23 protein-coding genes and 1 pseudogene are annotated in these 25,319 nt (G+C 62.7%); 13 read left to right on the forward strand and 11 right to left on the reverse strand.

Annotation, left to right across the window (positions count from 1 at the left end; genetic code table 11):
• The first annotated feature begins 94 nt into the window (after window positions 1-94).
• Both ACPWR9_RS04465 and ACPWR9_RS04470 read left to right on the forward strand, forming a co-directional pair.
• Window positions 95-1,477 (forward strand): cache domain-containing protein, encoded by a 1,383-nt coding sequence (locus tag ACPWR9_RS04465; protein ID WP_426296295.1) that lies wholly within the window; start codon window positions 95-97, stop codon window positions 1,475-1,477.
• The gene (locus ACPWR9_RS04470; RefSeq protein ID WP_426296294.1) at window positions 1,474-2,106 is read left to right on the forward strand and encodes a response regulator; all 633 of its coding nucleotides are present in this window, start codon (window positions 1,474-1,476) and stop codon (window positions 2,104-2,106) included. The genes ACPWR9_RS04465 and ACPWR9_RS04470 overlap by 4 nt, the downstream gene beginning before the upstream one ends.
• Window positions 2,107-2,201: 95 nt before the next feature.
• Here the strand turns inward: ACPWR9_RS04470 and ACPWR9_RS04475 are convergent, their stop codons facing one another.
• The 3 genes from ACPWR9_RS04475 to ACPWR9_RS04485 form a co-directional block, all read right to left on the reverse strand.
• Window positions 2,202-2,621 carry a type II toxin-antitoxin system VapC family toxin gene (locus ACPWR9_RS04475; protein WP_426296293.1) on the reverse strand — a complete coding sequence of 140 codons (420 nt, stop codon included), beginning with the start codon at window positions 2,619-2,621 and terminating at the stop codon, window positions 2,202-2,204.
• Window positions 2,622-2,634: 13 nt separating this feature from the next.
• A complete protein-coding gene (locus ACPWR9_RS04480) occupies window positions 2,635-2,802 on the reverse strand; it encodes a DNA-binding protein (RefSeq protein ID WP_246185467.1) in 168 nt (55 codons plus the stop codon).
• A gap of 273 nt (window positions 2,803-3,075) precedes the next feature.
• Window positions 3,076-4,959: a phosphoenolpyruvate carboxykinase (GTP) gene (locus ACPWR9_RS04485; RefSeq protein ID WP_426296292.1), complete on the reverse strand. Its 1,884-nt coding sequence runs from the start codon at window positions 4,957-4,959 to the stop codon at window positions 3,076-3,078.
• Between the two features lie 582 nt (window positions 4,960-5,541).
• On the opposite strand from ACPWR9_RS04485, the gene ACPWR9_RS04490 reads away from it, so the two are divergent.
• Complete coding sequence (locus tag ACPWR9_RS04490) at window positions 5,542-6,552, forward strand: D-2-hydroxyacid dehydrogenase family protein (RefSeq protein ID WP_426296291.1); 1,011 nt, start codon at window positions 5,542-5,544, stop codon at window positions 6,550-6,552.
• Between the two features lie 47 nt (window positions 6,553-6,599).
• Here the strand turns inward: ACPWR9_RS04490 and ACPWR9_RS04495 are convergent, their stop codons facing one another.
• From ACPWR9_RS04495 to ACPWR9_RS04505, 3 genes are all read right to left on the reverse strand, one after another.
• Window positions 6,600-7,448, reverse strand: a complete 849-nt coding sequence (locus ACPWR9_RS04495; protein WP_426296290.1) for a patatin-like phospholipase family protein — start codon at window positions 7,446-7,448, stop codon at window positions 6,600-6,602.
• Window positions 7,449-7,513: 65 nt separating this feature from the next.
• Entirely contained in the window at window positions 7,514-7,915 is a 402-nt protein-coding gene (locus ACPWR9_RS04500) for a PaaI family thioesterase (RefSeq protein ID WP_426296289.1), read from the reverse strand.
• A gap of 221 nt (window positions 7,916-8,136) precedes the next feature.
• Complete coding sequence (locus tag ACPWR9_RS04505) at window positions 8,137-8,724, reverse strand: hypothetical protein (RefSeq protein ID WP_426296288.1); 588 nt, start codon at window positions 8,722-8,724, stop codon at window positions 8,137-8,139.
• Window positions 8,725-9,099: 375 nt separating this feature from the next.
• Here ACPWR9_RS04505 and ACPWR9_RS04510 point away from each other — a divergent pair, with 375 nt between their 5' ends.
• Both ACPWR9_RS04510 and ACPWR9_RS04515 read left to right on the forward strand, forming a co-directional pair.
• Window positions 9,100-9,507, forward strand: coding sequence for a DoxX family protein (locus tag ACPWR9_RS04510; protein ID WP_150679572.1), 408 nt, complete (start codon window positions 9,100-9,102; stop codon window positions 9,505-9,507).
• Between the two features lie 262 nt (window positions 9,508-9,769).
• Window positions 9,770-10,333, forward strand: a complete 564-nt coding sequence (locus ACPWR9_RS04515) for a periplasmic heavy metal sensor (protein WP_426296287.1) — start codon at window positions 9,770-9,772, stop codon at window positions 10,331-10,333.
• Between the two features lie 96 nt (window positions 10,334-10,429).
• Here ACPWR9_RS04515 and ACPWR9_RS04520 read toward each other — a convergent pair whose 3' ends face one another.
• Together ACPWR9_RS04520 and ACPWR9_RS04525 are read right to left on the reverse strand one after the other, a co-directional pair.
• Complete coding sequence (locus ACPWR9_RS04520; protein WP_426296286.1) at window positions 10,430-11,116, reverse strand: Fe2+-dependent dioxygenase; 687 nt, start codon at window positions 11,114-11,116, stop codon at window positions 10,430-10,432.
• A gap of 78 nt (window positions 11,117-11,194) precedes the next feature.
• Window positions 11,195-13,447, reverse strand: coding sequence for a TonB-dependent receptor (locus ACPWR9_RS04525; protein ID WP_426296285.1), 2,253 nt, complete (start codon window positions 13,445-13,447; stop codon window positions 11,195-11,197).
• Window positions 13,448-13,947: 500 nt separating this feature from the next.
• Here ACPWR9_RS04525 and ACPWR9_RS04530 point away from each other — a divergent pair, with 500 nt between their 5' ends.
• From ACPWR9_RS04530 to ACPWR9_RS04540, 3 genes and pseudogenes are all read left to right on the forward strand, one after another.
• The gene (locus ACPWR9_RS04530; RefSeq protein ID WP_426296284.1) at window positions 13,948-14,976 is read left to right on the forward strand and encodes an aliphatic sulfonate ABC transporter substrate-binding protein; all 1,029 of its coding nucleotides are present in this window, start codon (window positions 13,948-13,950) and stop codon (window positions 14,974-14,976) included.
• A gap of 608 nt (window positions 14,977-15,584) precedes the next feature.
• Window positions 15,585-17,192, forward strand: a pseudogene (locus ACPWR9_RS04535) (BTAD domain-containing putative transcriptional regulator); the annotation flags it as partial.
• A gap of 199 nt (window positions 17,193-17,391) precedes the next feature.
• Complete coding sequence (locus ACPWR9_RS04540; RefSeq protein ID WP_426296623.1) at window positions 17,392-17,721, forward strand: LysR substrate-binding domain-containing protein; 330 nt, start codon at window positions 17,392-17,394, stop codon at window positions 17,719-17,721.
• 44 nt (window positions 17,722-17,765) lie between these two features.
• Here the strand turns inward: ACPWR9_RS04540 and ACPWR9_RS04545 are convergent, their stop codons facing one another.
• Window positions 17,766-19,163: an MFS transporter gene (locus ACPWR9_RS04545; protein WP_426296283.1), complete on the reverse strand. Its 1,398-nt coding sequence runs from the start codon at window positions 19,161-19,163 to the stop codon at window positions 17,766-17,768.
• Between the two features lie 184 nt (window positions 19,164-19,347).
• Here ACPWR9_RS04545 and ACPWR9_RS04550 point away from each other — a divergent pair, with 184 nt between their 5' ends.
• Window positions 19,348-20,241 (forward strand): LysR family transcriptional regulator, encoded by an 894-nt coding sequence (locus ACPWR9_RS04550; protein WP_426296282.1) that lies wholly within the window; start codon window positions 19,348-19,350, stop codon window positions 20,239-20,241.
• 53 nt (window positions 20,242-20,294) lie between these two features.
• On the forward strand, window positions 20,295-20,669 hold the full coding sequence (locus ACPWR9_RS04555; RefSeq protein ID WP_150679536.1) for a hypothetical protein: 375 nt from the start codon (window positions 20,295-20,297) through the stop codon (window positions 20,667-20,669).
• A gap of 5 nt (window positions 20,670-20,674) precedes the next feature.
• Here ACPWR9_RS04555 and ACPWR9_RS04560 read toward each other — a convergent pair whose 3' ends face one another.
• Complete coding sequence (locus ACPWR9_RS04560; protein WP_426296281.1) at window positions 20,675-21,019, reverse strand: DUF2288 domain-containing protein; 345 nt, start codon at window positions 21,017-21,019, stop codon at window positions 20,675-20,677.
• A 187-nt stretch (window positions 21,020-21,206) separates the two neighbouring features.
• Here ACPWR9_RS04560 and ACPWR9_RS04565 point away from each other — a divergent pair, with 187 nt between their 5' ends.
• Complete coding sequence (locus ACPWR9_RS04565) at window positions 21,207-21,629, forward strand: hypothetical protein (protein ID WP_150679534.1); 423 nt, start codon at window positions 21,207-21,209, stop codon at window positions 21,627-21,629.
• A gap of 241 nt (window positions 21,630-21,870) precedes the next feature.
• Window positions 21,871-22,173, forward strand: a complete 303-nt coding sequence (locus ACPWR9_RS04570; RefSeq protein WP_087690501.1) for a DUF4148 domain-containing protein — start codon at window positions 21,871-21,873, stop codon at window positions 22,171-22,173.
• Between the two features lie 487 nt (window positions 22,174-22,660).
• Here the strand turns inward: ACPWR9_RS04570 and ACPWR9_RS04575 are convergent, their stop codons facing one another.
• Window positions 22,661-23,617 (reverse strand): dienelactone hydrolase family protein, encoded by a 957-nt coding sequence (locus ACPWR9_RS04575; RefSeq protein WP_426296280.1) that lies wholly within the window; start codon window positions 23,615-23,617, stop codon window positions 22,661-22,663.
• A gap of 245 nt (window positions 23,618-23,862) precedes the next feature.
• On the opposite strand from ACPWR9_RS04575, the gene ACPWR9_RS04580 reads away from it, so the two are divergent.
• Entirely contained in the window at window positions 23,863-25,182 is a 1,320-nt protein-coding gene (locus ACPWR9_RS04580) for an O-acetylhomoserine aminocarboxypropyltransferase/cysteine synthase family protein (RefSeq protein WP_426296279.1), read from the forward strand.
• The last annotated feature ends 137 nt before the right edge of the window (window positions 25,183-25,319 follow it).

A 25,319-nucleotide genomic window follows, 5' to 3' on the forward strand; every position in this document is an offset into this window, starting at 1 on the left:
CTGACGTGCCACAAGCGCGAAACTACGCAGGCACGCTACGTGATAGTACGTAGCGAATGCCGCGAAAAAGCGGCAACGCAGGCTCTCGAACGTCATGAATCTCCGACAGAAATTCTTCGTGCTATCCCTCTTGCCGGTGGCGCTGGCGATGGTCGCCATCGCATTGGCCGTGCGCTATCAGGGCAATGAACTGGCCCGTGCGCAGCACGAGGCCGTGCAGACCGCATCGCTCACCAACAAGCGTGCCGAGCTGCTGCATTACGTGGGGCTCGCACGCAATGCCATCGAGCCGCTATATAACGGCCCGGACACTCCCGCTGCACGCACCGAAGCGCTTGCCACACTCGCGCGCATGGAGTTCGGCAAAGACGGCTACTTCTTCGTCTACGACCTCGACGGCAACAGCCTGATGCACCCGCGTCAGCCGGAATTGGTGGGGCACAACTTGTGGTCGCTCAAAGACCCGGCCGGGGCGCCGACGATTCAACGCCTGATCTCAGCGGCACGGGCCGGTGGCGGCTACGTGGAGTACTCATGGGAGAAACCGTCGCTGCAACAGACGGCGCCCAAGTTGGGTTATGTGATCGCGCTGCCGAAGTGGAACTGGATGATCGGCACGGGCATTTATCTCGACGATGTGCAAGCAACACTGCGTCAGTCGGACGAGCGAGCGCAGAGCAACATCGATCGCACGCTGATCTGGATCACGATGATTGCGTCGACGTGCCTGGCGATTGTCGGCCTGTGCGGGTTGGTGGTGAACATTACCGAATTGAAGACTGCCGATGCGAAGCTGCGCCAGCTCGCGCGACAGGTGGTGGAGTCGCAGGAAGTCGAGCGCTCACGTATTTCGCGCGAGTTGCACGACGGCATTAGTCAGTTGCTCGTCTCGGTCAAGCTGCTGCTCGAATCGGCGTCGATGCGCTTGCCGGGGTCGCCCGCGGCGGCAAGCACGACGCTAGGGGTGGCCATCGAACGCCTGAATGGCACGCTGGGGGAAGTGCGGCGTATTTCGCAAGCGTTGCGCCCGGCGATGCTCGACGATCTCGGTGTGGCGGCAGCCATCGATCAACTCGCGCGTGAGTTCGGGTCGCATGCGGGGTTGCCGGTCGAGATGCATGTGGAAGGCGAAGCGCCGATGCTCGACGACAACATCAAGACCATGCTGTTCCGCATTGCACAGGAAGCCCTCACGAATATCGAGCGGCACGCCAACGCGTCGCGCGTGTCGATTTTGCTGGTGTTCAAGGCCGACGGCATTCATCTGTCGATTGCCGACGACGGCCGGGGTTTCGATGTGACCGACGTGCATCACGACCCGCGTCACGGCATCGGGTTGCGCAATATGCGCGAGCGGCTCGACGCCGTGGGCGGTGCGCTCGGCATTCAATCGTGGCCCGGCCTCACGACGATTAGTGCGTGGGTGCCGCTCACGCCCGCAGCCGCCAAAGCGGCGCTTAACGCTTCACGCTCATGACTCAAGTTCACCCTATTCGATTGTTGTTGATCGACGATCACCCGCTGGTGCGCGACGGCTTACGCGCGCGCTTCGATGCCGCCCCCAACTTGCAGGTGGTTGGTGAGGCAGGCAATGCGCAGGAAGCGCTCACGCGAGCCAAGACCGCATCACCCGATCTCGCGCTGATGGACATCAGCATGCGGGGCAGCAACGGGATCGAACTCACGGCGCTGTTTCGCGAGCAGTTTCCGCACATCGCGGTGTTGATTCTGTCGATGCACGACAACGCGGAGTATGTTCGTCAAGCGGTACGTGCGGGGGCACGCGGTTATGTGCTGAAGGACGCGCCGGCGCATGAGATTGTGACGGCGATTGAGCGTGTGGCGAAAGGCGAGGCCTACTACAGCGCAGCCATTGCGGCGCGCGTGGTGCAGGCATCGACTTCGCATGGTCCGATCGATTCGCTTACCCCGAGGGAGCGCGAGATTCTCACCCGCATCGCACGCGGGCTCGCCAACAAACAGATCGCGACGGAGATGGACTTGTCGGTGCGCACCGTCGAGACGCATCGGCTCAATATCAAACGTAAGCTCGGTATCGAAGGGCAGGCGGAATTGATTAAGTTTGCGGTGGAGAATCGGCTGTGATTCGTTGGTAGTTCGGCTGCCATTCGGCTGTCAATTTGCTGCGATTTAGCAGCCCTCTGAGTGAAGCTGAGCGGGGGCGACGAGCGCCCGCGCCCTCAATGCAAGAACGGGTTGTGCACTTCAACGCCGGTATCCGTGAAATCTTTGACGTTGCGCGTGACAACCACAAGACGATGCACCAACGCCGTCGCAGCGATCAGTTTGTCGATGGCGTGCTCCTTGTGTTTCGCGCGCAAGCGTCCCCATGCGTGACCGATCTCCTCAGTCACCGGGAGCACGAAACCTCTGTAGTCGTACAAAATCGACTCGAGCCAATTCTCGACTAACGTCGCCTGTGGCGCGTCACCGCGACAACGCAATGACGCAGCGCCACGACGCATCTCACCAATACTGATTACCGAGAGATAGCGCGGCAGACTGCGTTCCATCGTGTATTGAATAAAGGCGACTACACCAGGATCGCTGCGCCCTCGCTTACGCATTTCGCTAACGACGTTTGTGTCGACCAAATACATCAACCCTGCCTCCTCAATTTTCGCGCGCGAAGTCGCTATCCAAACCGACGTCGGGCATGCTCATCAACGCCTCACCAAACGAGCGCCAGCCCGGTCGATGCGCCACCCCCTCCAAAATCGCCAGCGCCTCTTCCTCCGGCGTTCGGTCATGCAACGCGGCGCGCGAACGAATTGATCTCATCAGCGACTCATCGATTCCTGCAATCAACATGGTGTGCATATTCGCCCCCTTCCTGTAAATGATTCATCGCCATCCAAGCTCGGGTGGCGAAGGAAATGCTAGCACCGCATGAGAGAAAAAAGACGCCTAAATCCCCACGCAACAAGCCTTTCGGAAGGATCACAAAAAACAAAAATCCCGTCGGAGTCGCCCCCGACGGGATTCAATCTTCGCGATAATTCTGCGATGACTTTCATGCGTCGGCACTGCCTACGCAGTGCACGACGCCATCGATTACGCCTTCAACCGGCGCTCAATATCAGCCTTCGTGTCGAGCAACGCTTGCGGCAGGTTGTGCTTGAGCGTCTCGAACAATTCGGCGTGCAGTTTCAGTTCTTCGTGCCACGCAGCCGGGTCCATCGACGTGACGTCGTCGAATTGTGCCGGCGTGAACGACACGCCGTCCCAGTTCAGATCTTCGTAACGCGGCGTGATGCCGAACGCGTTCTCAACACCCTGTGCCGTGCCGTCGATGCGGCCCAGCATCCATGCCAGCACGCGCATGTTCTCGCCGAACCCCGGCCACACGAACTTGCCGTCGGCGCCCTTGCGGAACCAGTTCACGCAATAGATCTTCGGCAGCGTCGCGCCCGTCTTGTCGAGATGCGCGCCCGTATCCAGCCAGTGCTGGAAGTAGTCGCTCATGTTGTAGCCGCAGAACGGCAGCATGGCGAACGGATCGCGACGCACCACGCCCTGCTGACCGGCCGCCGCAGCGGTGGTCTCCGAGCCCATCGTCGCGGCCATGTACACGCCTTCGGTCCAGTCGCGGGCTTCGGTCACCAGCGGCACCGTCGTCGAGCGACGGCCACCGAAGATGAACGCATCGATCGCCACACCCGCCGGATTCTCCCAGTCGGCGTCGATCGACGGACACTGCGAAGCCGGTGCCGTGAAGCGTGAGTTCGGATGCGCCGCCTTGCGGCCCGTTTCCTTCGCACTCTCCGGCGTCCAATCCTTGCCCTGCCAATCGATCAGATGCGACGGCGGCGTGTCGGTCAGACCTTCCCACCACACGTCGCCGTCATCGGTCAGTGCGACGTTGGTGAAAATCACGTTCTCGCCGAGCGTTGCCAACGCATTCGGATTGGTCTTCTGGCTCGTGCCCGGTGCCACGCCGAAGAACCCGGCTTCCGGGTTGATCGCGTACAAGCGGCCGTCCTTGCCCGGCTTGATCCACGCGATGTCGTCGCCGATGGTCTCGACCTTCCAGCCTTCGAAGCCCTTAGGCGGAATCAGCATCGCGAAGTTGGTCTTGCCGCAGGCCGACGGGAATGCCGCCGCCACGTGATACTTCTTACCCTCGGGCGACGTCACGCCCAGAATCAGCATGTGCTCGGCGAGCCAGCCTTCGTCGCGGCCCATCTTCGATGCGATGCGCAACGCGAAACACTTCTTACCCAGCAGCGCATTGCCGCCATAGCCCGAGCCGTAGCTCCAGATTTCACGCGTCTCGGGGAAGTGAACGATGTACTTCGTGTTGTTGCACGGCCATGCCACATCCTTCTCGCCATCGGCCAACGGCTTGCCGACGGTGTGCACGCACGGCACGAACTCGCCGTCGTCGCCCAGCACGTCGTACACCGCACGGCCCATGCGCGTCATGATGCGCATGTTCACCGCCACGTACGGCGTATCCGACAGTTCGACACCGATGTGTGCGATCGGCGAGCCCAGCGGGCCCATCGAGAACGGCACCACGTACATCGTGCGACCGCGCATGCAGCCTTCGAACAGGCCGTCGAGCGTCGTGCGCATCTCGCGCGGATCGATCCAGTGATTGGTCGGGCCGGCGTCCTCACGCTTCTCGCTACAGATAAACGTGCGGTCTTCCACGCGCGCGACGTCCGACGGATCGGACAACGCGAGGAACGAATTCGGACGCTTGGCCGGGTTGAGCCGCTTCATCGTGCCTGCGGCGACCATCTGTTCGCACAGACGGTCATATTCCTCTTGCGAACCATCGCACCACACAACGCGCGCGGGCTGAGTGATCGCAGCGATCTGCGAGACCCAGTCGATCAGCTTGCGGTGACGCACCCACGAGGGCAGATCACGGGTGACGACATTGGACGAGGAGGGGGTATTGAGCGCTGTCGCGCTACTGGCTTGCGTCATGGGAGTTGTCTCCATGCAGAGTCGGTAAATCGGGGCGAACGTTTGGCGTTCGACGCGCGGGCACCGCTGAGCGTCGGGGCGGCGCGCCCGGTTGGGGATACCGGACGAGCAACATTGCACCGACGCTTGCCGTGCGCACCGGAAAATCCGGCGCCCACCGGCACGGGCCGCGTGAAAGCTTGAATGCATCGCATCTCATGCGACACACGCGGAAAGGCAGGGGGCAACATGCGCACGGGTAAGTGCGCAGCAGGCGTCTCGCTCACCGGGTCCGACTTGCTTTTGCGGGGTGGGTTCGATTTTTTGCCATCGTGTTTGGGCGGTTTCGCCATGGTTGCCAGGACACCTGCCATACTATGCAAAACGAGGCGTCAGCATACCACCGAGCAAAATACGCCGGTGCTGCGTCGCAACAAGGCTGGCGCGGGTTTTGCCCGATTTATGCCCGGCATTTCGCCGGGCTTTGCCGTACCGACCCAGCCGAGTCAACGACCAGTGCGCCCGCCGAACCCGGCGGCCTCCGATAACTGTTACGTCAGCGCACCGCCCACCAGCCGCGCGCCGAACCGATTACGTTTTGCCATGAAAATTGCCATTCTCGACGACTATCAGGACGCCGTTCGCAAGCTCGACTGCTTTTCCCTATTGGCCGGTCATGACGTCAAAGTCTTCAACAACACCGTCAAGGGCGTCGGCCAGCTCAGTGCCCGTATCGGCGAAGCCGAGGTGCTGGTACTGATTCGCGAACGCACGGCAATCACCGCTCAACTCATCGATAAGCTGCCCCGTCTGCGCGTCATTAGCCAAACCGGGCGTGCGGGCAATCACATCGATATCGACGCCTGTACCGCCCGCGGGGTGGCCGTGCTCGAAGGTGTCGGCTCCCCCATCGCCCCCGCCGAACTCACCTGGGCGCTGATCATGGCCGCCCAGCGCCGCATTCCCCAATACGTCTCCAGCCTCAAACACGGCGCCTGGCAGCAGTCGGGCCTGAAGTCGTCGAGCATGCCGCCGAACTTCGGTCTTGGCCAAGTGCTGCGCGGCCAGACGCTCGGCCTGTGGGGCTACGGCAAGATCGGCAAGCTCATCGCCGGTTATGGCAAAGCATTCGGGATGGAAGTGATGGTGTGGGGCCGTGAGGGCTCACGTGAAGCGGCGGCCGCCGATGGCCTGCGTGTGGCGGGCAGCAAGGAAGAACTTTTCACGCAAAGCGACGTGCTCTCGGTGCATCTGCGCCTGAACGACGAGACGCGTCACATCATCAAGCTCGAAGACCTTCAGCAAATGAAGCCCACGGCGCTCTTCGTGAACACGAGCCGCGCCGAGCTGGTGGAAGAAAACGGGCTCATCACCGCGCTCAATCGCGGCCGCCCCGGCATGGCCGCCATCGACGTCTTCGAGAGCGAGCCGATTCTGCAAGGCAACCCGCTGCTGCGTCTGGAGAATTGCGTCTGCACGCCGCACATCGGCTATGTCGAGCACGAAAGCTACGAGCTGTACTTCCGCGTGGCGTTCCAGAACATCGTCGACTTCCTGAACGGCGATCGCGCGCACGTGGCCAACCCGGCCGCTTTGCTGGGCTTCGGGCGCTAAACGGTCGTTTTTTGCGGAAGGTCGCGGAAGGTCGCGCACGGGCGGGACTACCTCAGCGTCTCCAGATGGCGCAAGAACGTCTCGCCATCCCGTTTTCCGAGGTCATACGCCGGCCCCATCATGTCGGGCCGCGTGTAGTCCCAGCTCGAGATCGGCACGGGCGCTGACGGCTGCACATAGAGCCGGTCTTGCCCCGCGTGATGCTGCGTGAATATCTGCGGGCGCGGATAACGCCGCGTCACCAGCACCAGCACTTGCCCCGGCGTGGCATCCAGCGCATCGACGGGGACGTTGTCCACCATGCCCCCATCGAGCACGGCGCGTCCGCCACGGCGCAGAATTGGGGTGAACGGCGGCGTGCAGGACGATTGCAGCATCAAGTCCGCCAGATCCGACGTCGTCGCGCAATCCTGCGCCCTCACAAACTCCGGCCGGAACCCCAGACTGCGCGCGAGCGTCGGGTGCAGCGTGCGTCGCACATGCTTATCGATGTTGTACGCGACAAGCCCCGCTGCCGTCGCCGATCTCGGCCCGAGCCAACGCGGAATGTGCGACACCCCCACACGAATCTCCGGCCCTGCGGCCAACTTCTCCAACTGACCATCGTAGATGTCGAGCAGCGCCTGACGATAAATCCGGTAGTGCGGAAACACGCGCTCGCGTCGCAACAGGTTCCCCCAATAGGCGTTCTTGCGATTGTCCGCCAGCGCTTGCCGGTAGTAATCCATCACCCACGTCGACGCACGCATATGCAGCATGCACGCCGTCGCCGCCCCGGCAGAAATACCCGCGATGACGCGCGGTCGCAACGGCACGTCGCGCGTCACGCGCTCCCAGAACCCTGCCTGCCACCAGCAGCGATTTCCGCCACCGGCAAAAACGATCTGATCGAACACTGTGACCTCCCTACCGCTTGCTGGTGTGATGGCATGTCATATCGATGCAACGCCCGACGCTACGCTCAGAGCAACGCGTATGTGGTTGTCGCGTGGGCCGCCATCTTGCCGGACGCGTCGTAAATCTCGATCTCACCGAACACCAGATTCTTTCCCTTGCGCAAAATACGCGCGATCACGCGCAGATCGCCATCGGTCACCGGGCGCATGAATTGCGTGTTCAGCGTGACCGTCGTCATTGGCTGAAAGCCGCCCAGCGCCGCCGACAACGCCACGACCATCGCGGTATCGGCCACCGCCATGAACGTCTGACCGCAGATGACGCCGCCGGCATGTTTGAACGCCACATCGAACGGCATTCGCAACTCGCTTTGTTCCGGCCCCGTCGCCACGACCTGCAAATTCAGTTGCCGTACCCACGGGGAGACGAGCTCCTCCAACATCTTCTGCGCTTGCACCAGCTCCATCGCGATCATCCTTTTCGTTAGCTGCTTAATTGATGACGACGATGATAGCGCCATCCGCACCCCGGGCGGGCCCCAAAACAAAAGCGCCACCCGGTGAGGGGTGGCGCAAGCGCCTTTTGTCGGCGCTTATGTCAGTACGGCGTTCGTCCAGCCTGAGCGTGTGATTTTGGCGGACCAAGTGAGACTACGCGACCCAGGTCGCCGTGCTCGAACGCAGCACCTTATCCGTTCGTCTTATCGTGACGAATGCGGTTGCTCTGATGATTCTCTTTGTGTTGAACACCGGCCTGCTCGCCTGCGCTCACATGACCGTTTTGGCCCGCATGCGCTTCCGCCGTATCGACATGCGCCTGCCCGTGTTCGAGATTGCCGACCTGACGGTTGTTCAGCGTACCCGCCGCCTGCCCTTGTGCAATGCGCTTTTGCTGATTCACGTTACGTTGCACGTCGGCCTGCATGCGCTCGGATGACTTCGAATCCGGGTTGGCCACCACACCGTTGCTCTTCGCCTGCGAAATCTTGGCGCTCTCGTGATTCTGCGCCGCCGCGATGCGAGCCTTTTCGGCTGCCGTGTCGCCGGTATGGTCGGCGTGAGCCTGCATACGATCGATCTTGGCTTCGCCCTTCTCGAGCTTCGACGCTTCCTTCGTACTCAACTGACCGCTCTTCAGGCCGTTCTCGATGCGTTGCTGTTGATTGATGTCGCGCGAGGTTTCCGTCGCGGTGCTCTGAGCGAAGGCTTGCCCGGCGAACACACCACCGAGGGCAACGGTCACGGCGCTCAGAATCAGAGTTTTGCGGAAGTTCATGATGGATTCCTTATTTGCTTGCGCGATGGGCGGCTGCCTCACCACGTCGGCCCGATGCCGGTCGGGGCTGGCACCGTCGGCGGGATTGCCGAAACGTTTGCCGTGCCCTTAAGCCGAATAACGGGGTCGCCCCTCAGCGCGCCGACAGCCGCCGTGTAACGGCTTAGCCGCAAAAGTAACCGGCTGTAATCGGCACGCCCGGGAGATTTCGCGCTAAGCGCCTGAAAAGGTTGGGACTGCCGCAGACAGCGCGGTAACGATTTGATACAGTGGTGCCGATTTGACCGGCGCGCCACCCTACCCCGGCGTGTCGACGGAACCTCGAACCCATCAGCCCCCGTTGCGCACATCCGCAAGAAAGGAAGGAGCCTTACCATGCAGAGCACCAAAGACGATCTTGGCAAACTGATCCTGCGTCTTACCCTCGGTATCCTGCTGCTGTTTCACGGCGTGAGCAAAGTGATCAATGGCGTCGGTTTCATCGAAGGCATGATTACCTCGCATGGCTTGCCGAGCTTTCTCGCCTACGGTGCCTATCTCGGCGAAGTGCTGGCACCCGTGCTGTTGATCCTCGGTGTACTGACCCGTCTGGGTGGCCTGCTCGTCGTGGGCAATATGCTCGTCGCGTTCACGCTCGTGCACTCATCGCAACTGGGCCAACTGTCGAACACCGGCGGCTGGGCACTCGAACTGCAAGGCTTCTACCTGTTCATGGGCCTGTGCGTGATGCTCTTCGGTGCTGGCCGCTACAGCGTGTCGGGCGGTCGCGGCGCGTGGGATTGAGCGTTGGCAGAATGACAGCTTCACGCCACCAAGCCCCTAGATTTCGGGAACTGTAGGCGCTGCAAACTGTCATGCGATTTTCACAACGGCCCGCCGGTGTCGAACACAAACGACACCGGCGGGCCGAGTCGTTTCGGAATATTGCGAGAGCGGGCGCTGGTAACGTCAAGTAATACGGACGTTGCACTTTGCAACTTGTTCAGCGGGGCAATGACTTACTCTGAAACTGCCAATTCCGGCAGTATCAACAGGAGTCAACACCATGCGCAAACTGAAGATCGCCGCAGCGTCGGCCATCCTCGTCGCCACCTCGATGCTTGGCGTGGCCCATGCCGCCGACGCCGCTGCGCCGGCCACGGGTCCGCAAGCCGCAATGCACCACATGCGCGGCGAACACGGTCCGTGGGGGCTGGGCGATATCAAGAAATTGCACGATCAACTGAAGCTCAATGCGCAGCAGGAACAAGCTTGGCAGCAAGCCGTCGCCACGTCGAAGCAGAACCGTGATGCGATGCGCCAGAACGGCCAGCAATTCCGTCAGATGATCGCGCAAGCGAAGGATCAGAAGATTCTCGACCTGGCCGGCATGCGCGCCGCCCGCGAGAAGGTTTTCGATCAGAACCGTCAGCTTCGTAGCCAGACCGAGGACGCTTGGCTGAATGTGTACAACGGCCTCGACGACGGTCAGAAGACCCTCGTAAGCAGCGCCATCAAGGCACGTTGGTCGAAGATGAAGGCTTGGCACGACAAGGCGATGCAACATCGCCAGCAGATGCACAAGGGCGCCCCGGGTGCCCCGGCAGCGACGCCGCCGGCCGCTCAGTAACAATAAGCGCGAGGCCAGCGCAGCCGGACGCGATAGTCCGGCGCTTCGTGACACGCCCGGTCCATTGGGACCGGGCGTTTTTTTATGTCCCGCGGCTTAGGTCTCGCTCCAGATGCGCAGCAGGTTGTGATAACAACCGATCAGCGTACGGCGCGCCGTCTCGTCGGCTTCCGACGAATTGAGCCGCTGAATCGCGTTGTCCATATCGAACAGCAGCGTGCGCTGCGTGTCGTCCTTCACCAGGCTCTGCACCCAGAAGAAGCAACCCACGCGCGAGCCACGCGTAATCGCGTTGACGCGATGCAAGCTCGTCGCCGGATACAGCACCATATCGCCCGCCGGCAACTTCACCTGATGCGCGCCGTACTGGTCTTCGATCACCAGTTCACCGCCGTCGTATTCGTCTGGCCCCGCCAAAAACAGCGTGGCCGACACGTCGGTGCGAATGCGCATACCGCTGCCCGGCTGCAACCGAATCGCGCCGTCGACGTGGTTACCGAAATGCATGCCCTCGCCGTAACGATTGAACATCGGCGCATAGACCTTGTTCGGCAGCGCAGCACTGATGAACAGGGGATGGCGTTCGAGCGCGCCGAGAATCACATCGCCCAACTCGCGCGCGATGGCCGAGCGCTCGTCGATCTGCTGATTCTGTTTGACGGGCGCGCCCTGATAACCGGCCGTCGCCAGCCCGTCCACCCAGGCGTCGCCTGCGTTATCGAGTTTGGCGCGGACCCAGCGCACCTGATCGGCGCTGAGAACATTTGGAATATGCAGCAACATCGGCGGGCATCCCTCGTGAAATAGCAAGGCGCGAGCCCGGCAGCATCGCCGGCTCGCGCCCCGTATTGTCCGTCAAATTCAGAACCGATAGGTACCCGTGAGCATTGCCGTGCGTCCCACGCCCGGCACCGCACGCCCGCCGTCCGACGGAATCAATGCGTCGAAGTAGTTCTTGTTGAACACGTTCAGCAGGTTGAAACGAATGTCGTACTTCGGCTGGTGATAGGCCACGGTCGCGTCCCAGCGCGTGTAGCCGCCTACGCGAATCAGATTGGTATTCGCGGCATAGCGCATCGACATGTAGTTCATGCCGCCGCCCACTTCCCAATGCCCCAGCGTGTAAGTCGACCACAACGTGACCGAGTGGCGCGGCGTGTTCGCGAGCACGTTGCCCTGCGTGCCGTCGTTCGCCTGTAGCACTTGCGAGTTCAGGAACATATAGCCGCCCATCACCTGCCAGTTCGAAGTGATGTGGCCCGTCACACCGACCTCGGCGCCGCGAATGCGCACCTTGCCCGCGTCGGTGTATTCGCCGCTGGTGCCAGTCTGCGTGCGCGAGTTGTTCTGCGTGACTTGGAACAACGCTGTATTGATCGAGAGGTTGTCGTCGAACAGATTCCACTTGCTGCCCACTTCGAACGACTGGTTCGTCTCAGGCGGCAGCGCCTGCGTGTTGTTCGTGACCGTGAGCTGTTCGAGCGACGGATTGAACGACGTGCCGTACGAGAAGTAATACGACTGCGCTTCGCTCGGCTGATAAATCAAGCCCGTGCGCACGCTCGTGTAGTTGACGGTCTGCGTCGCGTAGCCCGGCGCGCTGATCGTGTTCGAGAGCTGCGCCTTGTAGCGATCCCAACGCAAGCCGCCGACAATCTTCCATTGCTTGTTCAGCTCGATGGTGTCGTTCGCGTAGAACGCCACGGTTTCGGCACTGCCTTGCGCGAGGTTGCCGACCGACTGCGTCACGTTCGGCAGGTTCGAGTAATACGCCTGACTATCGGCCGGAATCCAACCGAGGTAACCCGACGCCTGCCCCGCCCCGGTTCGCAGATATGTCTGATTCTCGTACGTATCGCGGCCGATTTCCGCACCGGCGATCAGCGTGTGCTTGAACGGCCCAGTGTCGAACTTCTTCACGACGTCGGTCTGGTTATAGAGCGACGTATCGGTGATCTTGCGGTCGTGACTTTGCAATTGCACCCAAAGCTGATCGAGCGAGTACGACGGAATACCTGCCGTCGGCCCGACCGGCAGCGCCGTGAAGCCGCCCGAGCCGTTGGGCACGCCCACCGCATGCGGCGCCGTTTCGATGGCGTCGATGACATAGCGGCTGTACTGCGTCTGATTGCTGATCTTCAGGCTGTCGTCGACCTTGTGTTCGATCTTGGCCGAGAAGCTCATCACGTCCTGCACCGTGCGATCGGTAGTCAGGCCGTAGAACTGGTTCTTCTGAATCGGCAGCGGATGGCCGTTGTAGCCCACGGTGCCGTAGTCGGGCATGTCGTGGTTATGCTCGATAAGCGCCGAGAGCGTGATTTGCGTCGGCGTGCCGATACCGAGCTTGAGCGTCGGCGCAATGCCGAAGTCCTGATTGCTCATCACGTCGCGCGTGGTGTGAATGTCTTGCGCGAAGCCATTGATACGAAACGCGGCCGTGTCGGAGAGCGGATGGTTGACGTCGAACGACGTGCGGTAGCGATCGTTCGTGCCGATGGTGCCCGAAATTTCGTTGAGCGGCTTGAGGTTCGCCTGCTTGCTCACCTGATTGATAACGCCACCGGTCGATCCCCGGCCGAACAGCATCGACGACGGGCCTTCGAGCACTTCGATCGAATCGAGATAAAACGTGTCGCGATAGTACTGACCGCGGTCGCGGAAACCGTCGAGATAAATATCCGTGCGAGCGGTGAAGCCGCGCAAATTGATGTTGTTGCCGATCTGGCCGCCTTCCGCGCCGCCGATGGTGATGGCCGGCGAATTGCGTAGCGCATCTGCGAACGAGGTCGCACCCTGCGCCTGCATCACCGCTTTGTCGATGACGGTGACCGACTGCGGAATGTCGCGAATGGCGGTCGGCACCTTGCCGCCGACGGTCGACATGTCGCGCTGATATTCGTCGCGAATCGAGGTGCCCGAGACTTCCGTCTGCGGCAGCGCCGCCGCAGGCGCGTTCGCGGCCGGCGCCGGCGGCGTGCTATCAGCGGCAGCCGGTGCGCTGGACGCCGTGCTGGAAGTGGCGCTTTGGGCCATCGCGGGCGTCGCAAAGGTGGTGGCGAGCGGGGTCGCGAAGAGGGCCATCATCGCCAGGGCCAGCGGCTTGCGTTGCATCATGATCGGAGTCGGTGAGCGTAGTCGTTAATTGCGGCGCGAATATAAATAGGAATGATTTTCATTACAAGCATCCGAAAGGGGGGTAACGCTATGAAATTGCGGGATTTTTTGTAATACGCCGTAATACGTTTGCACCAACATCGTGCGTGTAGTGGGTAAGGCAATGAAAGCACGGAGAATGCTTTTTCGACACCAAGTCGCTATTGCCGCGCCATGCCCTCGCAACCCGCGGGTTTTCCCTAGAACCACAGATGCAACGGCTGCTGAATTTATGAGCAAGCCTGACAGTTTTTGGAGGGTTCCGAGTCGACGTGGCGGTTTCATCTGGCGATATCACGAACGTTGACGGTAAATACCGACGCGATGACGTCACGCCGTTTTGGTCGTGCATATCGATATCTGCACGCAGTCACTAAGCAAATCCGAATAACTTGTTGGCGCATCGCCGGGGCATCGCGTTACAAGTCGAGCTTGCGCAACGCGCCTCGACTTCACACATCATGTCCACGCCAACGAATCGACGTCACTTTCTCCAACGCACTGCCGGCACGCTGCTGGCTGGCAGCGCGGTGTCTACACTCGGCACGCTCGGCGCTGCCGCTGGCGCTTTGGGTTCACTCACCCATAGTGCGAACGCACACGCGGCCGATGCGCCGCTGACATTGCGCATCGGCTACCAAAAGTCGTCCACGTTGATCGTGCTGGCGAAGACCCGTGGCACGTTGGCGAAGGCATTGGCGCCGCACAACGTCACGCTCACCTGGCACGAGTTCACCAGCGGCCTGCCACTGCTCGAAGCGCTCAACGTCGGCAGCATCGACTTTTCGGCCGACGTGGCCGACACCGTCCCCGTCTTCGCACAGGCCGCGGGTGCCCGCATCGCCTACGTCGCTCGCGAGACGCCGTCGCCCGACGCGGAAGCGATTCTCGTGCCGCAGCATTCGCCGATCCGTTCGCTGGCCGATCTGAAGGGCAAGCGTGTGGCGGTCACCAAGGGCGCCGGGGTGCACTACCTGCTGATCGCCGCATTGCAAAGTGTCGGACTCCGATTCAGTGACGTGCAGCCTGCCTATCTCACCCCCGCCGACGCACGTGCGGCATTCGCCAGCGGCAACGTCGATGCATGGGTCACGTGGGATCCGTTCTTCGCGAGCGTCGAGCAACAGGACAAAGTGCGCATTCTCTCGACGGCGCGCGGACTGGCGGGCTATCAGCGCTACTACCTTGCCACCCCGGCATTCGCGCGCGATCACGACACCGTGCTGCGCGCGGTTTATCAAACGTTGCGCGAAACCGGTCAGTGGGTACGCACCAACCCGCGCGAAGCCGCCGCGCAGTTGGCGCCGGTGTGGGGGCTGGATGCGGCGATCGTGGAAGCCGCGAACCGCCGCCGTAGTTACGACGTGCAACCCGTGGTGCGCGAGGCCATCGCCGAGCAGCAGCGCATTGCCGACGTCTTCACACAAGCCGGGTTGCTGCCCAAGCGCATCGACGCCGCCGACGCCACCCTCTGGCACGCCCCTGCCTGACCGACCACCGGCACCGCCCTAGCGCGGCGCCTTAGGGCCATTGCAGCCCTTGCCAGTGGTCGTTTCGCCCGTTGCACTCGTGCGCAGTGAGTTGTTGCAAAAACCACGCGTGCGGGCCCCGATGCTCGCAATAACGTGCGGATTTCTCGGGTATTGCCGACGAGATTCATACACGTGTTTATACTTGGGCCTGCAACACGAGAACAAAGACGGCCGGAGCCCCCCCGGAACGGCCCTTGGCGTTGTGCCAGATTCGCCCAGCACCGCTCACGCCGGTTCCCGGGTTCGCCGGAAACGCACCGTGGGCTGACTGCGCGATAGCCAGGCACGACGACATCATGAAATTCGCAACGTCGGCACTCGCCTCCGGGCGGGCGCCGGCGTTGCCTATTTGCCGTCCAGGGACAATGCAAGCCACCAGATCGCTCTACCTGCTCGGTCCGATGCGGGTCGAACAAGGCAAACAAGCGTGTGCCGTGAAGTACACGAAGGCGCGCGGCCTGCTCGCCTATCTCGCCCTGCAACCGGGCTTCCACACACGCGGCGCGCTGGCCGACCTGTTCTGGCCCGATGAAGACGGTCAGGGCGGGCGCGACAAGCTCAAGCGCATGCTCTTCCATCTGCGCGACACCCTCGGCGACGAACTCTTCGAGTCGGACCGCCAGGTCGTACGTCTGCGTCCCGAGACCGGGCTATGGATCGACGCACACGTCTTCGCGAGCATGATCACGCAAGCGAGCCGCACGCTCGATGGCGTGACCGGCCTTGACCTCGCAGCTCACTTACAACAACTCGCCGACGCGGTAGCGCTCTATCAGGGCCCGTTCTTGCACGGCCTGTCGGTGCGCGATACGCCCGACCTCGATCAGTGGATCGAATTGCAGCGCGACGAATACCAGCGCCGCCGGGTTTTCGGGGAACGTCTGCTGGCCGACGGCTACGCGCGCTTAGGCGATCTCGATCAAGCGCTCGCCCACGCGCGCCAACTCGTCTCGCTCGCCCCCTTCGACGAATCGGGCTGGCAATGCCTGCTCGCACTGCTGTTGCGTGCCGGGCGTCGCGACGAAGCCGAAAACGAATACCGCCGCTTGTGCGACATCCTGCGCGACGAACTCGGCGAGCTGCCAGGCGAAGCGCTGACGCAATTGCTCGAAACGCCGCCGGCTCGCATGGAACAACGCGCGACCGGCCCCGAGCGACGCCAGGTAACGGTGGTCGCCGTCGAATTCGCCCCGAACGGTGTCGACGACCCCGATCAACTCGTCGGCGTGTTGCGCCCGCCGCTGGTGCAATGTGAAACGATCCTGCGCCAGTCATGGGGTTACACGCTGCGCACGCCGACCGGCGGTTTGCTCGGCTACTTCGGCTACCCGACCGCGCTCGAAGGCGCAGGCCGTCACGCCGTCGAAGCCGCCATGCGCTGTGCACAAGCCACCACCGCGCGCGTGAGCATCGGTGTGGGCGTTCACACTGGCATCGTCATCAGCTCGGCTGCCGACGACAGCCCCGACACCGGTGGACGCGTCTCGCGCTCCGCCGTACAACTGGCCGAGATGGCGCAGCCCGGCGAAGTGCTGATGTGCGACGCCACCCAACGGCTGATTGGCGTAGCCCTCGCCAGCACCCCGCACGGCAGCGTGCGCGAGCGCCATGCCAATCGCACTATTTCAGTCTTTCGCGTCAACCCTGACCCAACACCTGAGCGCCGTTCCCGCCGCCGCGCCGCCATGCTCTTCGGACGCGACTCGGCCCTGGCTGAGCTCGCCGCCGCACACGCCTGCGTGCGCGATGCGAGCGCCGGTCATGGTGTTGTCGCGCTCGTGATCGGCGAAGCGGGCATCGGCAAGTCCGCGCTCACCCGCCACTTCCTCGAGACGCGCGGCTTGCGCGTGATCGATCTGGCATGCGCGCAAGATGGTGCGGGCACCCCGTTCCATCCCATCGCGCGCTGGTTGCGCACGCAGTCGGTCGCCGAGGCATCGCAATTGCCGCAACCCGCGCTGCTCGCGCACCGGCGCCTGCGTCATCTGTTCGAGTCCCCGGCTGAAATTACCGCGCCGCACGCATGGAAGCAGGCGGTGCTCGACGAGGCGCCGCAACTGCTCGCCTCGCTGCTGCCCGACGACGGCGTACTGATGCTCGACGACGCCCATTGGGCCGACCCATCCACGCAAGAACTGCTCGCGCTGATGGCCGAGAATCCGCCGTCCGGCCGATTGCTGATGGTTTGCGCGCGACCGGAATTCGAAGTGCCGTGGCGGCACACGGTCGCGTTGCGCCGGATCGACCTGGCACCACTCGACGCTGGCGCAGCCGCGTCCATCGTGCGCGCCGCGACGCCGCGCGTTGCCCTCCCCGCCGCGCTGCGCGAGCGCATCGTGCATCTTGCCTGCCGACCTGATTCATCACAACGTGATGGCCTTCAACTTCGACCGTCAGGTGCAAGGCTGGCCGTTTCTCGACGGCGCGGGCGGCATTACGCACTATCCGCAGATTGGCAACATGGTGGTGAGCAACGGCGAGATCATGCGGCGGCTCGCGGTGGAAGGACTCGGGCTCGCGCGTCACTCGCGCTATCACGTGGACGCCGACCTGCGCGAAGGACGCCTCGTCGCCGTGCTCGAAGATTACAACCCGGGCGATCTCGAACCGGTGCACGCCGTGTACGTGGGACAAGGCGGGCACTTGCCCGCCCGCGTTCGCGCGTTCCTCGATTTTCTCGTCGAGCACGTGCATCTACCGTGATTCGCTGGCGGCCGTCGGTGGTCGCCTTTCGCGCGGCGTTCACACTACGTCGTTACACGCTCGCGATGCGACCACACGAACAGTGGCCACGCGAGCGCTGCGCATAACAGCCCGCCCGCCCACACCAACGCCCAACCGCCCAGCGAGAGCAGCAAGGGGATCGACAACGGCGTGAGGAACATCGTCATGAACACGCCGGTGTTGCCGATACCAAGCGCCGTCCCTGCGCGCGACGCCCCGGCAAGCGTCGCCAGTTCGGTGAACGCCACGCCATGCCACGCCGATGCCACCACGCCGCCCGCGATCAGCAAGGCGATGAGCCACGGTGTGCCGTGTGCGAGCCAGGCCGGGTGCAACGTGAGGGCTGCGACGAGCGCGGCCAAGAGCGCAAAGACAACCCCTACGGTGACCGTGCACGCACGAAGATACTGCGGGCGATTGCGGCGCTTGTCGGTATAGCGCCCGCTCCAGACACGCGTGAGCGCCGCCCCGGTTTGCACCGCGCCGAGCGTGAGCGAAATCGTCATCACGCTCACATGCGCGAAGTCGTGAAGAAACACCGTGCCGAACGTCAGCACAGCGATTTGCGGCATCGCAAGCACTGCCATCCCCAACGCCGTACTCAGCAAACGCGCGTCGCGCAGCGGCGAGTACTTCACCGCCGTGTTCGTGCCAGTGCCGCTCTGCGCCGGCGAAAGCTGTGCGGCATGCGGTGCCTCGTGCGCCTCTTCCGGCGGTTCGAGCAGCCACAGCCAAGCCATAGCCGTTGCGGCAACACAAGCGGCTGCCAGCCCGAAAAACGCCACGCTAAAGCCGAAATGCAACGCTGCGCCCGGTAAAAGCATGGCGCCGATGCCCCCGCCAAGCGGTACGGCGCATTGCCGCACACTCATCGCCAGGCCGCGCTCGCCGTCGTGAAACCAGCGCATGACGGCGCGGCCGCTAGATCCGTTCACGCTGCCACCGAGCATGCCGATAGCGAGCATGCCCGCGGCCAACAGCGGCATCGGTGGCACATATCGCGGCGTCGGCACTACCCAGACGCCCATGGCGAGCAGCGCCGCTGCCGTTACCAACAGCCCGACGAGCAGCACGCGCCGGTCGCCCCAGCGGTCGGTGAGCATGCCCCACGGCAGTTCGGATACTGCGATGCCCAACCCGATCATGCCGAGCACCAGACCGAGATCGCCGTTGGCGAGCGCGTAGGCGCTGCGCATCTGCACCGCTGTAGCCGGAATGCCCCCCATCGCAGCAGCAAAGCTGGCGTTGGCCGCCACGCCCACGCCAAGCACCTTCCAACGGTGTTCACGGCCGAGCGGGCGGGCTGCGCCGCGTGACAGTCCTGCATCGGCAGGCGGCAACGTCTTCGGTGCCACGTCAGCAATGGGAAGCGGGATAGCCGGGCCAGGCGGCGCGACGGTACACGATAGGCGATCGTTCATGAGTGACACGGTGCGCGCCCTGTAGGACGCAGCAGAAGCCGAGGGATGCTACGCATCGTACGGATAGACAATCCATCGGAAAAGCGGGAAAATTCGATGCCTTATATCGTGTTTTCCGGATCATCTATCCTGCGCGCCATCGGATCGGCCGGATCTCCGCGACACCGCCCACTCGGGAGCCGTCATGAACGCCCGTGCCTTCGACCTCACGCAGTTACGTACCTTCATCGCGATTCACGATGCGGGCAGCATTTCGGCCGCCGCCGAACTGATCTTCTTATCGCAATCGACGGTCAGCGAACAACTCAAGAAACTGGAAGAACGCGCGGGTCAGCCGCTGTTGGTGCGCTCGCGTAAGGGCATGCGCCCGACGCCTGCCGGCACACGCCTGATCGCCTACGCACGACAAATCTCGGCGCTCTCCGAGGCAGCGTTCGAAGACTTGCAAGGTGTCTTGCTCGACGGCGAGTTGCGCATTGCCATCACCGATTACTACCGTCCGCACGATGTGGGCCGCGTGCTCAAGCGCTTCGCGAGTTTGTACCCGCGCCTGCGATTGCATGTGAGCGCCATGCAGAGCGCACAGATCGAGCGCACCGCGCTGACCGGTGAGCATTTCGATGTCGGGCTGGCATTGCGGTTGATGAACGAGGATGTCGGCAAGGGCGCGAAGGCGCTGGGCTACCGCACGCCCGGCACGCTGGTGCGGCGCGAGCGGCTGGTCTGGGCGATGTCGTCGACGCTCGCCGAGCCGCTGGGCGAACCGCTGCCGCTGGTCACCTTGCCGCCGTCGTGCGCGCTGCAAAGTCTGGTGCTCAGCGTGCTGGAGCGGCACAAGGTGCCGTATCGCGTGTCGCACTCGGCGGCAGGCGTCGCCGGTATGCAACTGGCACTGGGCGCGGGACTCGGCATTTCGTGCCTCAACGAATCGGCGCTGACGTCCGACCTGGTCGTCTGCCCGCCGTCGCTCGGACTGCCGCCGCTGCCGCGCGCAGAATTCCATTTGCTGCCCGGGCGCGCCGACGAGACCGAACTGATCCGCCACGCGCGCACTGCGCTGTTGCGGCTGTTCGCGTGATACCTTTGCGCCCTCGCGCCCTTGCTCCCCATTCATCAGAGAGTGCACCCGTCATGCCGGAACCCACACCGATTCGTCTGAACTTCAACACCCGTCGCGCGCTGCTGTTCGCGCTGACAGCCGAGCGGCTGTCGGCGTACTACGAACACGGACAGTGGATGACCGACAAACAGGGGGCTTCGCTCGCGCAGTTGTGGCTCTCGCGCTCGAAGCTGCAATTGCCGATGGCCGAGCGGCGCGTGCTCTCGGAATTGAGCGACGACTTTGCGCGCGAACTGGCCGGCACACTCTCGCGCGAAGCGGGCTTGTACACGGCACATGAGATGACGGAGTCGCTCGACGCGGACTACGCCTATGCGTCAGCGGTCGCGCAAGACTTGTTGGAAGACTGCACGCGGCGCCTGCACGAAGCGGGCATTACGGAATAGTAGGATCAGGCCTTGATCGAGCGTTCCTGCACGAGCACCCACGGTGCCACCACGACGGCCCACAATTCGGGCGTGCGGGCCGCGAAATCGCTGGCCTGAGCGGCTTGCATGCGTTCGACCATGCCCGATGAGAGCCACTGCGTGACGACCGGCGCATCGTCGTTGGCCACAGCTTCGGCGACCGACACGAGATCGACGCCGGGCGCCACATAAAGCAGCACGCCGCGCGCAAAGAACGACTCCAGATCCTTCCAGTCGATTTTGGCGGTCTCGCCGAGCAGACGCGCATACGTCTCGCTGGGCGCGTGGGGGTTGGCTTGCGGGGCTTGATCTTGCTTGGGCGAATCCATGACGGCTCCTGACGGTGCAAGCTAGGAATCGCCTGCACCCGGGGTAAGACAAATGACGAAAGCCGCATTGTAATGCGCCCCGGCGCGCGCGACGGTGGTAGCATCGGAACCCCACGCACGCCGCTGGAGTCGGAAGTGGCATCACTCGCCGCGCTGCGTGGTGACTAACGTTTTACCGAGGACCCGCATGACCAAACAAAAAACCGATCCCAAGCTGGAACAAGCCCTGACGCGCGGCGACCTCGCCATGCGTCAGATCAACTCCGCGCGCGCCACTGCCTTGCTGCGCGCACTTGGCGAGATGATTGTGGCGGCGTCGAAGACGATCGGCGTCGACGCAGTTGTGGATGTGCCGGGTGGCGACAAGATTTACGACCCGGAAGACGGTGTGTGGCCGCAGTCGCTGGTGCTGTCGTTCGACGGTCCCATCGAAGAGGCTGACGAAGAAGAGCTGCGCACCGTGCAGCTTCGCGCCGACAAGTATCCCGAGACGTTCCAGGTCGAGTGGCATCGCGCCGACGGCAAGCTGGGGCATCACGAAGCCCGCCCGCTCGCCATGGTCGCGTTCCTGACCGACGTGGAAGTGCCTTGGCTCGACGACGACGCTTAAGTCGTTAGTTGATACGGCGCGCTAAGGCGTCATTCGCCGATTGCATCTCCCACCGCCGCCCGAGGCTCACGCCCGGGCGGCGGTGTCGTTTGTGGCCCGCCTTGGCTTGCGCACATTATTTCTGAAATAGCAATTCAAAATAGACAATTATCGACTTTATTGCGATTGATGGCAGCAATAGACTGCAACTGTCGACGGTGAAACGAACACCGCCAACGTTCAAACGACAGGAGAAAACATCATGAAACGCACTCTTATTACCTCGGCTCTGGTTTCCGCAATGCTTGCTGTGTCGGCCGGTTCGGCCTTTGCTAGCGACGCCTTCGAAGGTCCTTCGGAATTCGCATGGGTTCCGCAAACTAGCGCCGTGAGCCGCGCACAGGTCCGTACGGAACTGATCCAAGCCCAACAAGCCGGTCTGCTCGAACAACACGACTCGGTCTACCCGACGACGGTTGCCAAGGTGGGCGGTGCCGCACAGCCGGTGATGGCAGGTTCGGTGACCAACGTCGCCAGCGCAGGTAGCACTTACTTCGGCAGCTAATCGCATGTGGCCTAGGTCCGTGAGCCGGTGTCTGCGTTAGGCACGCTGCGACTCCGGGCTTCCGCCACCGAGCACTACCGATAACAAATCGGCCGCAATTCAGCGGCCGATTTTGTTTTGTGCGGGCGAAACCTCATCGGGAAAATCCGCCCCTCCTGTGGACAAGTCTGTCGATAACCCGGTGAACAAGCTGTGATTGCTCGGGGGACAAGTCTGTGGACAGTCGGGGGATACCCACGGGATAACCCAGGGATAAGCAGGCAAATTCCAGTGGATATCGCGTGGATAAGCCCTGTATAGGCTGTGGATATGCCATGGATAACTCGGCATTTCTCTGTGGATTAGCTGTGGGAATGTCGGGGGTTTGCGGTGAGTATCCTGTGGATACCCAGTGCATAACCTAGCCCGAATGGCTCGCAGAGGCCCGTCCAGCGGGCCTCCCCCTCAAGCGATCGTGATTTGGCACCGAATCGGGTGCCTCCGAAATTCAGGAAGCCAATACCTTCGCAAGAAATGCCGTGACGCGCTCGATCGCATCGTCGCGTGCTTCCGGCTGCGTGCCGGTGATCGGCACGATATGCGTTTTCGGGTTGGTGAACTCGGGCCGCTCGCGCAGCGGCAGGTTCGGGTAATCGAAGTCGTGATACGCGCCCGGGTACATGTGGAAGGTCACGGGCGCACCCTTGGCCGTGACGTCCTTGATGAAGGCATCGCACGGTACCGGCTTCGACCATACGTCGTCGGCCCCGATCAATACCAGCACCGGGATACGCGTCGTCCAGTCGGCGCCCTGCGCCTTCGTATTGCACCAGCCCGGATAGAACGCAACAGCGGCTGCAAAGTCAGGGGCCTTGGACGGCACCGGGGCGGCCTGTGCCGACGTCGCCACAGGCGCTTGCCCCGGGCCGCGCGGCCCCACCGAGAACAGCACCGTGCCGCCGCCATGCGACCAGCCCATCAGGGCAATACGATTCGGCGCGATGCCGGGCAACTGTTGCAAATACCGCAACGCTCCATACGCGTCGCGCGGGCGCTCTACCGACGGTCGTACGTCTCCCCCGCCCCGGCACTCGCTGGCTTGTCCACGCGAGGTGAAGCTATCGACCGCGAGCACCGTGTAGCCCAACGCGTTGAACCGATGCGCCCAGTCGAGCTCGCGGCTGTCGATCTTGCCTTTGCGCGTCAGCATCCCGTTGCAGCCGTGCATGAACACGACAGCGGGCGTCGGCCCGTTCGCGTTGGTCGCCCGAAAGAGATACGCGTCGAGCATCACCGGCTTACCGGTGTTGTCGGTGTCCAGCGAAGCAATGCTCACCTTTTCCTGCGCGTGCGCTGCCACCGACCATCCCCCTGCCAAGCAGGCGAACACCAACGCACAACGCGCCACTGCACGGGCACCGTGACGGGCACTGAAGCGGGTAAATCGTGCGGAACGAACCATCATGATCGTGCGGCTCCGGAGCAGGGTAAATACAGGGTGAACCGAGTATATCCAGCCGTCTCGATGCCAAACGTAAGCGCCCACGCGCGTCATATTACGAATCGTTGCGCGCGAGCGGCGCTAAGCATGTGCCGATCAGAGATAAGCCACCCCGGGGCGCCCCATTAGAATGTCATCGGATACCTAAGCAACCTGCTCATCAAACCGTTCCATGTGTGGAACGTCATGTTTATCCGGAGACAAGCAACATGACCGACAAGACGCAGCAAGCCGAAGACACCGCACAAGCCCCGAAATGGCGCCTCGAGACGCTGGCCGTGCACGGTGGCTATCGCCCCGACCCGACCACGCGCGCGGCAGCCGTACCGATCTATCAGACGGTGGCCTTTGCCTTCGACGACACACAGCACGGCGCCGACCTGTTCGACCTGAAGGTGCCCGGCAACATCTACACCCGCATCATGAATCCGACGCAGGACGTGCTGGAACAGCGCGTCGCCGCCCTCGAGGGTGGTGTGGCGGCATTGGCCCTCGCATCGGGTCAGGCGGCCGTCACGTACGCGATTCAGACCATTGCCGAGGCGGGCGACAACATCGTGTCGGCGAGCACGCTTTACGGCGGCACATACAACCTGCTCGCGCACACGCTGCCGCTCTCGGGCATCACCACACGCTTTGCCGATCCTCGCGAACCCGAATCGTTCGAGGCACTGATCGACGACCGCACCAAAGCGATCTTCGCCGAGTCCGTGGGCAACCCGCTGGGCAATATCACCGACATCGCCAAGCTCGCCGACATCGCGCATCGCCACGGCATTCCGCTCATCATCGACAACACCGTGCCATCGCCGTATCTGCTGCGTCCGTTCGAGCATGGGGCCGACATCGTCGTGCACTCGCTAACCAAGTATCTCGGCGGTCACGGTACGAGCTTAGGCGGCGCCATCGTCGATTCCGGTAAATTTCCGTGGGCCGAACATAAGACCCGCTTCAACCGCCTGAACGAGCCGGACGTGAGCTATCACGGCGTGGTTTATACGGAAGCCTTCGGCCCCGCGGCCTACATCGGACGCGCGCGCGTCGTGCCGCTGCGCAACACCGGTGCGGCCATCTCGCCGTTCAACGCGTTCCAGATCTTGCAGGGTATCGAGACGCTGGCGCTGCGCCTGGACCGCATCACCGAGAATGCGCTGAAGGTGGCGCAGTTCCTCAAGAAGCATCCGAAGGTGGAATGGGTGAATTACGCCGGTCTGCCGGAGCATCCGGACAACGCGCTCGTGCAGAAGTACCTCTCGGGGCGCGGCCCCGGCATTCTGACGTTCGGCGTGAAGGGCGGCCGTACGGGCGGCGCAGCATTCCAAGACGCGCTGCAACTCTTCACGCGACTGGTGAACATCGGCGACGCCAAGTCGCTGGCCACTCACCCGGCATCGACCACGCACCGCCAACTCTCGCCTGAAGAACTGCGCCGCGCGGGCGTGAGCGAAGAAACAGTACGCCTGTCGATCGGTATCGAACATATCGACGACTTGCTGGCCGATCTGGATCAGGCGCTCGCGCGTATTTGAGCGCGCATATGAGTGCGCATATGAGTGCGTGACGAGACGCGCCACTAGGCACGTCCCGACCGACGCTCTCAGGCGGTTTCGACAGATACAACGGGTGACGGCAACGTCGCCCGTTGTCGTTTTGCGCAACGTTCCGG

It is taken from the genome of Pandoraea pneumonica (assembly GCF_049918595.1).
GTDB classification, from domain to species: Bacteria; Pseudomonadota; Gammaproteobacteria; order Burkholderiales; family Burkholderiaceae; genus Pandoraea; species Pandoraea pneumonica_A.

Coding starts and splice junctions, on each gene's coding strand:
- ACPWR9_RS04475 (WP_426296293.1), bottom strand. CDS start 2,621: ATGTATTTGGTCGACACAAACGTCGTTAGCGAAATGCGTAAGCGAGGG.
- ACPWR9_RS04500 (WP_426296289.1), bottom strand. CDS start 7,915: ATGGAGCTGGTGCAAGCGCAGAAGATGTTGGAGGAGCTCGTCTCCCCG.
- ACPWR9_RS04540 (WP_426296623.1), top strand. CDS start 17,392: ATGGCCTTCAACTTCGACCGTCAGGTGCAAGGCTGGCCGTTTCTCGAC.
- ACPWR9_RS04555 (WP_150679536.1), top strand. CDS start 20,295: ATGCCGGAACCCACACCGATTCGTCTGAACTTCAACACCCGTCGCGCG.
- ACPWR9_RS04575 (WP_426296280.1), bottom strand. CDS start 23,617: ATGATGGTTCGTTCCGCACGATTTACCCGCTTCAGTGCCCGTCACGGT.
- ACPWR9_RS04580 (WP_426296279.1), top strand. CDS start 23,863: ATGACCGACAAGACGCAGCAAGCCGAAGACACCGCACAAGCCCCGAAA.
- ACPWR9_RS04530 (WP_426296284.1), top strand. CDS start 13,948: ATGTCCACGCCAACGAATCGACGTCACTTTCTCCAACGCACTGCCGGC.
- ACPWR9_RS04485 (WP_426296292.1), bottom strand. CDS start 4,959: ATGACGCAAGCCAGTAGCGCGACAGCGCTCAATACCCCCTCCTCGTCC.
- ACPWR9_RS04505 (WP_426296288.1), bottom strand. CDS start 8,724: ATGAACTTCCGCAAAACTCTGATTCTGAGCGCCGTGACCGTTGCCCTC.
- ACPWR9_RS04490 (WP_426296291.1), top strand. CDS start 5,542: ATGAAAATTGCCATTCTCGACGACTATCAGGACGCCGTTCGCAAGCTC.
- ACPWR9_RS04520 (WP_426296286.1), bottom strand. CDS start 11,116: ATGTTGCTGCATATTCCAAATGTTCTCAGCGCCGATCAGGTGCGCTGG.
- ACPWR9_RS04510 (WP_150679572.1), top strand. CDS start 9,100: ATGCAGAGCACCAAAGACGATCTTGGCAAACTGATCCTGCGTCTTACC.
- ACPWR9_RS04525 (WP_426296285.1), bottom strand. CDS start 13,447: ATGATGCAACGCAAGCCGCTGGCCCTGGCGATGATGGCCCTCTTCGCG.
- ACPWR9_RS04545 (WP_426296283.1), bottom strand. CDS start 19,163: ATGAACGATCGCCTATCGTGTACCGTCGCGCCGCCTGGCCCGGCTATC.
- ACPWR9_RS04570 (WP_087690501.1), top strand. CDS start 21,871: ATGAAACGCACTCTTATTACCTCGGCTCTGGTTTCCGCAATGCTTGCT.
- ACPWR9_RS04560 (WP_426296281.1), bottom strand. CDS start 21,019: ATGGATTCGCCCAAGCAAGATCAAGCCCCGCAAGCCAACCCCCACGCG.
- ACPWR9_RS04515 (WP_426296287.1), top strand. CDS start 9,770: ATGCGCAAACTGAAGATCGCCGCAGCGTCGGCCATCCTCGTCGCCACC.
- ACPWR9_RS04480 (WP_246185467.1), bottom strand. CDS start 2,802: ATGAGATCAATTCGTTCGCGCGCCGCGTTGCATGACCGAACGCCGGAG.
- ACPWR9_RS04465 (WP_426296295.1), top strand. CDS start 95: ATGAATCTCCGACAGAAATTCTTCGTGCTATCCCTCTTGCCGGTGGCG.
- ACPWR9_RS04550 (WP_426296282.1), top strand. CDS start 19,348: ATGAACGCCCGTGCCTTCGACCTCACGCAGTTACGTACCTTCATCGCG.
- ACPWR9_RS04470 (WP_426296294.1), top strand. CDS start 1,474: ATGACTCAAGTTCACCCTATTCGATTGTTGTTGATCGACGATCACCCG.
- ACPWR9_RS04565 (WP_150679534.1), top strand. CDS start 21,207: ATGACCAAACAAAAAACCGATCCCAAGCTGGAACAAGCCCTGACGCGC.